Here is a 7,694-nt window from a genome sequence, read left to right on the forward strand (position 1 = left end):
TCATCACTGGTGATTGCGTGGAGCCCTGACGGCAAATACATCGCCACCGGAGATCAAGATTCGACCGTACACTTCTGGATTATGTCTACCGGTGACGACTTGCAAATGTCTGGCTATCCGACGAAAGTGCGAGAACTCTCGTGGGATGCCACGAGTCGATACCTAGCTACGGGAGGCGGTCAGGAAGTTGTGGTGTGGGATTGTTCCGGTCGCGGACCGGCTAGTACCAGCCCCATTATGCTTTCCGGGCATCAGGATTTTCTCAGCGTTGTGTGTTTTCAACATCGCGGAAAACTGCTGGCTTCAGGCGGCGCCGACGGTCTGGTCTACGTCTGGCAATTGCGAGGCAGCTCCCGCTCTCTGGCGGTTCATGAAGTCGCTCTGACAGCGGGGGTCACAAGTCTCGTTTGGTCACCGAATGACCAGCATATTGCTGTTGGTGACGAGTCGGGTGGGGTGAGCGTTTTTTCGATAAGTTAAAGTTCAACATTCAAAGATTACTGATGTGAGTCGATCCACCCTTGTTCATTTCATTCGGTCGCGAGGTCTTCAACCGCTCAATTGATCTTTGCCACAGTTGGATTCGGATTCTCTCCAAGATTCCAGTTGATGGTGCAGGTGAAGGAAAAAGAACGGAATTTTTGCATTAAAGGTGCTATACTATGGTAGTTGATGCAGTGAAAAGAGACTCTTATACCCCAACTGCACCGAAAGGATATATCAATGAACTGCCTTGACTATGGACTCTCTTTTATCAATTCTGTCGGCAACGGAAACGCACCCCGCTTTTGGGTTGAATCCCGATGCCGCTTGATAGACGATACAGATGGAAGCTTCAACGACTATTACCAATGTGGTTCGTGTAAGAGTGAACACACCTTTGCGGAGAAAGATCTTTTCATCAATCCAAACTACGACTTCTTACCCGTTTTTAGTGAAGAGTACATCGCGGTATTCAGAAGACATGCCTACCGCAACGATAACTACGTTGAGTACAGACCAGCGAAGGATTATTGGGCGGGACCTCTGTTTGACCTGCAAGCGGCATCGCCAGTACAAGTCCTTGATAGCAACGCAGCGATTTTTGAGGCAACGCGAAAATCCTTGCCCATCGTAACACACACAGAGATATGGGATGCCGATACAAATCAGCGGGCAATTATCGAGTGTCCGGTTAAAACGATGAATATAGATGAAAAAGCGGACATCTACCAAGTCGATACAGGAATTGTCCTATTTCCAGACCTGTCAAAGCGATACGAGCCACAGATTGAGGGGTTCAGCCTCGCTTATGTCGCCTTCAATGCTCCGCACTTCGCTGACTTCGTTATCGAACGGCCCACCCCAATTATTGAAGATGGGGTAGAAGTTACTCAAGTCTATCACTATTCGGAAATTGTTAGCCTGGAAGCAAAGAATACCGTGTTCTGCATCGGTGAACTTTGACAGATACACCCCATCAGATAATTCCTAGCTTTTTTAGAAAATATTCGGTCGGAATGGTTAGATCAAGTTCCCTTATCTCATCAGGGGCGTACCACCCGATAATATCCGCTTCGTCGGATAGCGTCGCTGTATTCTGATCTACCGTCGCCCGGTATAATCGCCATTCGTGGAAATCCGCGCCGCGACGACACGGCTCTTCTAAGGTCTCCACAAATACCGGCTTGTCAGGCCGGATCTCAATTCCCGCTTCCTCTGCTATCTCGCGTGCAACGGCGGTTTCCGGCGTCTCATCGTCCAAGTCCCAATGCCCGGCAACGATTGTATAGTAGAATGGGAACAATCTTCGGTGAAATAAGAGAATCTTCCGCTCCCATTCGATGACTGCCCCAACAGAATAATGCAACAATTCACCGTCGGGTAAAATACGGTAACGCATTTGCGGATAGAGCATGATGAGGCGACTGTCATCATACCCGCAACGTTCACATCGATAGTATTCCCTACCCTCACTTGCATAAGGTTGGATGCATTCACTCCAGCACTTGGGGCAGTAGCTATGGGCTCTGTTATCTTGAGAGATTTTTCCTTTCACTTTCACGGTTTGTTCTTTCCTGGATCTCACCAGCCTCCACGTCTTCCCAAGATTATCTTCCCAAACTTCGCTTATTATATCACAATGAATACAGCAAAGCGATACCGCCCCTGGTTTCTGAGAAAGTTGATTTTTTCCTTTCAATTTATTTAGTGATCGCCTAAAATAGAGTGGTCGCGCTAGCGCGTATAGAAAGGAAGCACCAGCATGGCACGAGACATTACTCCAGACCGGATCAAGCAAGTTGACCCAGAGCAGTTAAGGCGCAATCTGTTCTATCTGTCGAAAACACCCCTGCCCTATCGGAAGTTGAATTATACTATCCCCGGTCACGCTACGAACACTTTGTATGAAGCCGACGATTTTATCCAACGAAACCTAGAATCGTGGGGATATCCGGTGGAGAAGGAAGGTGTTCAAGTCCAACCATTTGGGTGCGATACATCTAAGCCAAAAGCACACCAATACGCTTCGCCGGCTTCTGATGCACTCTGGTATACCGCCTACAACCTTTATGCGAAAAAGCAGGGCTCCGTTTATCCCGAAGAGATTATCCTGTTCCTTTCGCATAAGGATTCCCAAAGCTGGGTGGATTCCCCTGGGGCTTATGACAACGCCGCTGGTACGGTGGGAACGATGGAAATAGCACGTGTTCTGAAAGATTACCCTTCTCAACGGTCCATCTGGTTTCTGTTCTGTAATGAAGAACATAAGCCATGGACCAGTGTGACAGCGGCGCAAAACGCGAAAGCGCGAGGAGATAACCTGGTTGCTATCTTCAATCTGGATTCTCTAGGAGGCAAGTCGCAGACGGATATTGATGCGGGACGCCGGACAAACGTAACCCTCTACACGAAACCTGAAGGTGAGCGTTTTGCCGATCTGATGGCTGATGTGAACAAAATTTACGACATCGGATTAATACAAGAAAAGTTTCAGCGACAATCCCCAGGCGATGATGACGGCTCTTACATCAACGCGGGCTATCCGATAGCGGTGGCAAATCTGGGTTCATTCCCTTACGTTGATCCAAATTACCACAGAGAAACAGACATCCCTGAATACGTCGATATCCCCAATGTGTGCATGGGATTGAGGGTAGACCGCGGCGAAATATAACTGGGGTGTCGCTGTATTGGAAGTCAAGCGTTCAGGAATTCATTCGTTCATAGGTATCACTTCTGTTTTACATTTCATAAATTGGAGGCAAAAACAATGATGAAAATATCCGTCTGGGACGGAGGTCTCTCGGACAGTTATCTGAAGCAGGTTACACAATTAGGCGCAGATTGCATCGACTTCGGTGGTGGCAATTCTTTCCCCGGCGTCACAGAACAAGGCTATCCAGATCTGGATGAAGTTATCAAAATCAGAAAGCGAATTCGTTCTTGGGGACTTGACATCAACCGCGTGACCCTACCCGACATCACCGAGACATTTATGAAAGGGCTGCCGGGCGCAGAAAAAGAGCTGGAAAACACCTGCAATGCCTTAAAGGTTTTCGCGGAAGCAGGCGTTCCTATCGCAAGGCAGCGATTCTGGGGCGATACCTTCAACGAAATAATGACCCGTTACAATTCGGAGCATCGTGGCGGTTACCTATCGCGTGGAGAAAGCCGTGGGTTGACGGTGAATCCTCCCGAAACACCAAACTTTGAGGAACTCGAAGAGTGGTGGAAACGCTTCTGCGAGGTCTACGGACATCTCGTTCCCATCGCTGAAGATAATGATATAAAGCTCGCCATCCATCCCTCCGACACGCCCAATCCCGATACACCATTGGGAAGCCTGGGATTCCATCGCGTGATTGACGCCTTCCCCAGCAGAAATGTTGGATACCTCTACTGCTGCGGCACCAGAGGTGAAGCGGGTAGCACCCCTCTCGTTCTCGACGAGATCAACAACTATGGTCGTAAAGGCAAGATTTTTATGATTCACCTACGCAACGTCCGAGGAAGCCTTGCAACTGCCGGCGCCTTTGAAGAGGTCCTCCTAGACGACGGCGACATGAATATGTTCAAAATTGTCCTCGAACTCCATAAGGTCGGATTCGACGGTTGCCTAAACCCCGACCATATCCCCCGTATGGAGGGCGACGACGGATTGGCATATTCGGTCGGGTACATCAAAGCATTGTTCGCTGCGCTATCAGTCATCTAGGGCGCGCCGCTGCGATCATTGTACCTGCCAACCGTTCGGGTTCAGAGAACCAAACAAAAGGGAGATAACAAAATGCCCGATTCCAAAATGTCGCTTGGTATCGAGGCTACAGTTAGTTTGCGTGAGATTACACAGGAAACAGTCAATTCCATTCTGAATCTTCGTGTAACCAAAGCACAGGAGCAGTTTGTCGCTTCAAACGCAGTTTCTATAGCAGAAGCCTATTTCTCGGAGGAGGCATGGTTTCGCGCAATCTATGCGGACGAGGTGCCCATCGGTTTTCTGATGCTATCTGATCAACCGGACAAAGGCGAATATTACTTATGGCGCTTCATGGTTGATGCCGCACATCAAGGCAAAGGTTATGGTCATCGCGCCCTTGAACTCCTAATCGAGCATGTGAAGACACGACCAAATGCGAAGGAACTTTTCTTGAGCCATGTTCCCGGTCCTGGAAGTCCCGAAGGCTTCTACCGCAAGCTAAATTTTGAACATACGGGTGAGAAGGCGGGTGAGGAATTGGTGATGAAATTGACACTTCATAAAGGAAGTTCATCTGAATCTCAAGGATAGGTATAGGAGGACATTATGAAGTTTTATCACGGCACAACCTTACAGAATGCGATTAGAATTGCCGAGATGGGCTTTCTGCCAAGGAAGGGCGTAGTCTGGTTCACCACGAGTAAGCACCGTGCCCAACGTCGCGCCAAGCAAAAAGCGCGTAAAACCGCTAGCCCGCCGTTTGTCTTTACCTGCGAAATCAATGTCCAAGAATTGTATAACCGCCTTGGAAAACATCTCGTTATGCGCAGCAAGGGATTTCTTGCTATCCGGCGGCGTGTCCCACCAACGAGGTGGGTAAGCCAGATACTCCAAGGCGAATCCTATGAGAATATTAGTCCGAATCACCCCGGAATAAATCGGTTGTCGCGCTGGGTGGAAAATCGCATGAAAGCTGGCACGGACAGTGCCATCCGTCCAAAGGAACTGTCACAGAAGCTGCAGCAATGGCTGCCCAATTTTTTTCGAGGGATCAAGATCGCTCCCCAAGATTTACGTTTCGACTATTTTCCTGAACTCGCTGACTTTGAAACAGAACCTTTATCAGAGCCGGTTGATTCACGCGAGGAAAACGCACTTGATGCCCTTGCCGACATGAAACCGAAACGACGCCTCCGTGGTCTTGAACTGCTAGCACAGCTTGAACATGAAGATCTCTATGAATGGTGCACGCTATTACTCTCGGATGAATCAGTAGAGGTTCGCATTGCGGCCTTACAAACGATAGTCCATTGCGACGACGGAGATCCGGAGGTACTCCTGCCCCTTGCCAAATCTCAAAACAAACGAATTCGGGCAGCAGCGATTGCCGCACTTGCCAAACATTCCGCCGAAGACGCCCCCCACTGGTTTGAGCGAGGATTAAAAGACCGTGAGCCGTGCGTACGCCTTGAGACCGCCTCCCTGCTTCAAACGCTGGATGCAATCGAACACCGTAAAATCTTTGAACTTGCACTCTATGATCCCAACCCTGCAATCAAACGTCTTGCAGAAAAACTCACTTCAGGGAAAGGTTATGCAGATACGAGGTAAGAGTGATGAAATTGACGCTTTAGCGAAGAGGCTTCACCTGAATCTCAAGAATAGAGGAGAGCGTGATGAAGTTCTATCATGGTACAACCTTACGGAGCGCGATTAAAATCGCTGAGATGGGCTTTCTCCCAAGGAAGGGTGCGGTCTGGTTCACCACGAGTAAGCAATATGCTCAAGGTCGCGCCAAGCAAAAAGCGCGTAGAACAGGCAGCTCGCCGTTTGTGCTTACCTGTGAGATTAATGTACCGGAATTGTATAACCGCCTTGGGAAAAGCCTGGTTATGCGTGGTGGGGGAGTTCTTGCTATCCGTGGGCGTGTCCCGCCAACAGTAATACGCTCACATTTTACGTTGGAGTTACTCAATTCGCCTGAACAGATTGCCAAATGGGTAAATCAGAGACTTGGACGCAAATCCTATGAAGGCATCAGTCCTCGTCATCCCGGAATAGATCGGCTGGCGCGTTGGGTAGAAAATCGCACTAACTCTGGCACCGGAAGCACGATCCGTCCAGATGAACTGTCAAAGAAGCTGCAGCAATGGCTGCCTGATTTTTTCCAAGGGGTCAAGATTACGCCCGACGATTTGCGATTTGACTGTTTTCCCGAACCAGCTGAATTTGAAACAGAACCTCCGTCAGAGTTAATTGATTCACGGGAAGAAAACGCACTTGATGACCTCGCTGCCGCAAAACCGCAACGACGCATCCGCGGCCTTAAACGACTGGCACGGCTTGGAAACGAGGATCTCTACGACTGGTGTACGCTGTTGTTCTCGGATGAATCATTGGACGTTCGCATCGTCGCCTTACAAACAATAGCGCACTGTGACGAGGGAGATCCGGAGGTCATCCTGCCATTCGCCGAGTCTCAAAACAAACGGGTTCGGGCGGCGGCGATTGCTGCGCTTGCCAAGCATTCCGTCGAAGACGCTCACCGCTGGTTTGAGCGAGGCTTGAAAGACCGTGAAGCATGTGTACGCCTTGAAACAGCAGCCGTGCTTCCAACGCTCGATGTAACTGATCACCGCGAGATTTTTGAACTCGCGCTTTATGACCCCAATCCAGAGATCAAGCGACTCGCAGAGAAACTCACCATGAGGAAAGGTTATACAGATGTCAGGTGAGGACTTTGTCCAAAATCGAGCAATTCGAGAACGAAAAACACAGTTTCTCTATGACAGGTCGAAATTGGCGTTATGTAAAATCACCCAAGTTGCTCGGTATTGAAAATCTATCGTTTTCCTATTAAAGTTGAGGCGGTCAATCTATTCAAGCGTTCGGGAGTTCAATGAACCAATGAATTAATCGACCCATAACAAATCTGTGACCGTTTACGCTTCACGTTTCACGCATCACGTTCCGTAAATCCTGATTCAGACATTCATTCTACAAATAGCATGTTAACCAACACCAAAAAGGAGAATCAAATATGAAACTTAGACCGAATCGAGTTAAGCACAAATTGGCTGAAGGTAGCACCGCCTATGTGGCTGGTGGCATGACCCACCCAGACGACATTGATGCCTTTGGTCCAGCCGGCTTCGACGGCGTTTGGCTGGAAGGCGAACATGGTCCCGTGGATGCCGCCGAACTCGGCAACCTCACCCGTGCCTGCGATATCTGGGGGATGACCTCTGTGGTTCGCATCAATCAGAATGATCAGGGGTTGATCTATCGCACCCTCGATAGAGGTGCTCAAGGCATTGTCGTCCCGCACGTCAACACGAAGGAAGAGGCACAGAACCTAGTCGATGGCGGTAAGTTCGCACCTATCGGCTACCGGGGCATGTATACCAGTCGTCAGGGATTCGCAGTTCCTGATTATGTTCAAGTTGCCAACGATGAGACGCTGCTAATTATTCTGATTGAGGACATCGTGGCTGTCAGAAACCTCGACGAGATT

9 protein-coding genes are annotated in these 7,694 nt (G+C 49.2%); 8 read left to right on the top strand and 1 reads right to left on the bottom strand.

Annotation, left to right across the window (positions count from 1 at the left end):
- On the top strand, positions 1-480 hold a 480-nt coding region (locus J4G02_22165), incomplete at its 5' end, for a WD40 repeat domain-containing protein (GenBank protein MCE2397218.1).
- A 243-nt stretch (positions 481-723) separates the two neighbouring features.
- The gene (locus tag J4G02_22170; GenBank protein MCE2397219.1) at positions 724-1,446 is read left to right on the top strand and encodes a hypothetical protein; all 723 of its coding nucleotides are present in this window, start codon (positions 724-726) and stop codon (positions 1,444-1,446) included.
- Positions 1,447-1,459: 13 nt separating this feature from the next.
- On the opposite strand, the gene J4G02_22175 is transcribed toward J4G02_22170, so the two are convergent.
- Positions 1,460-2,044 (bottom strand): NUDIX domain-containing protein, encoded by a 585-nt coding sequence (locus J4G02_22175; protein MCE2397220.1) that lies wholly within the window; start codon positions 2,042-2,044, stop codon positions 1,460-1,462.
- Positions 2,045-2,245: 201 nt separating this feature from the next.
- On the opposite strand from J4G02_22175, the gene J4G02_22180 reads away from it, so the two are divergent.
- The 6 genes from J4G02_22180 to J4G02_22205 all read left to right on the top strand — a co-directional run.
- Positions 2,246-3,157 carry a M28 family peptidase gene (locus tag J4G02_22180; GenBank protein MCE2397221.1) on the top strand — a complete coding sequence of 304 codons (912 nt, stop codon included), beginning with the start codon at positions 2,246-2,248 and terminating at the stop codon, positions 3,155-3,157.
- Between the two features lie 96 nt (positions 3,158-3,253).
- Entirely contained in the window at positions 3,254-4,198 is a 945-nt protein-coding gene (locus J4G02_22185; GenBank protein ID MCE2397222.1) for a mannonate dehydratase, read from the top strand.
- Positions 4,199-4,285: 87 nt separating this feature from the next.
- Positions 4,286-4,771: a GNAT family N-acetyltransferase gene (locus J4G02_22190; protein MCE2397223.1), complete on the top strand. Its 486-nt coding sequence runs from the start codon at positions 4,286-4,288 to the stop codon at positions 4,769-4,771.
- 15 nt (positions 4,772-4,786) lie between these two features.
- A complete protein-coding gene (locus J4G02_22195; GenBank protein MCE2397224.1) occupies positions 4,787-5,791 on the top strand; it encodes a HEAT repeat domain-containing protein in 1,005 nt (334 codons plus the stop codon).
- A 65-nt stretch (positions 5,792-5,856) separates the two neighbouring features.
- Positions 5,857-6,915 carry a hypothetical protein gene (locus tag J4G02_22200; GenBank protein ID MCE2397225.1) on the top strand — a complete coding sequence of 353 codons (1,059 nt, stop codon included), beginning with the start codon at positions 5,857-5,859 and terminating at the stop codon, positions 6,913-6,915.
- A gap of 305 nt (positions 6,916-7,220) precedes the next feature.
- A partial coding sequence (locus J4G02_22205; GenBank protein MCE2397226.1) for a siderophore biosynthesis protein SbnG occupies positions 7,221-7,694 on the top strand: 474 nt, incomplete at its 3' end.

It is taken from the genome of Candidatus Poribacteria bacterium (assembly GCA_021295755.1).
Classification (GTDB): Bacteria; Poribacteria; WGA-4E; order WGA-4E; family PCPOR2b; genus PCPOR2b.

Coding starts and splice junctions, on each gene's coding strand:
- J4G02_22170 (MCE2397219.1), top strand. CDS start 724: ATGAACTGCCTTGACTATGGACTCTCTTTTATCAATTCTGTCGGCAAC.
- J4G02_22200 (MCE2397225.1), top strand. CDS start 5,857: ATGAAGTTCTATCATGGTACAACCTTACGGAGCGCGATTAAAATCGCT.
- J4G02_22180 (MCE2397221.1), top strand. CDS start 2,246: ATGGCACGAGACATTACTCCAGACCGGATCAAGCAAGTTGACCCAGAG.
- J4G02_22185 (MCE2397222.1), top strand. CDS start 3,254: ATGATGAAAATATCCGTCTGGGACGGAGGTCTCTCGGACAGTTATCTG.
- J4G02_22195 (MCE2397224.1), top strand. CDS start 4,787: ATGAAGTTTTATCACGGCACAACCTTACAGAATGCGATTAGAATTGCC.
- J4G02_22190 (MCE2397223.1), top strand. CDS start 4,286: ATGTCGCTTGGTATCGAGGCTACAGTTAGTTTGCGTGAGATTACACAG.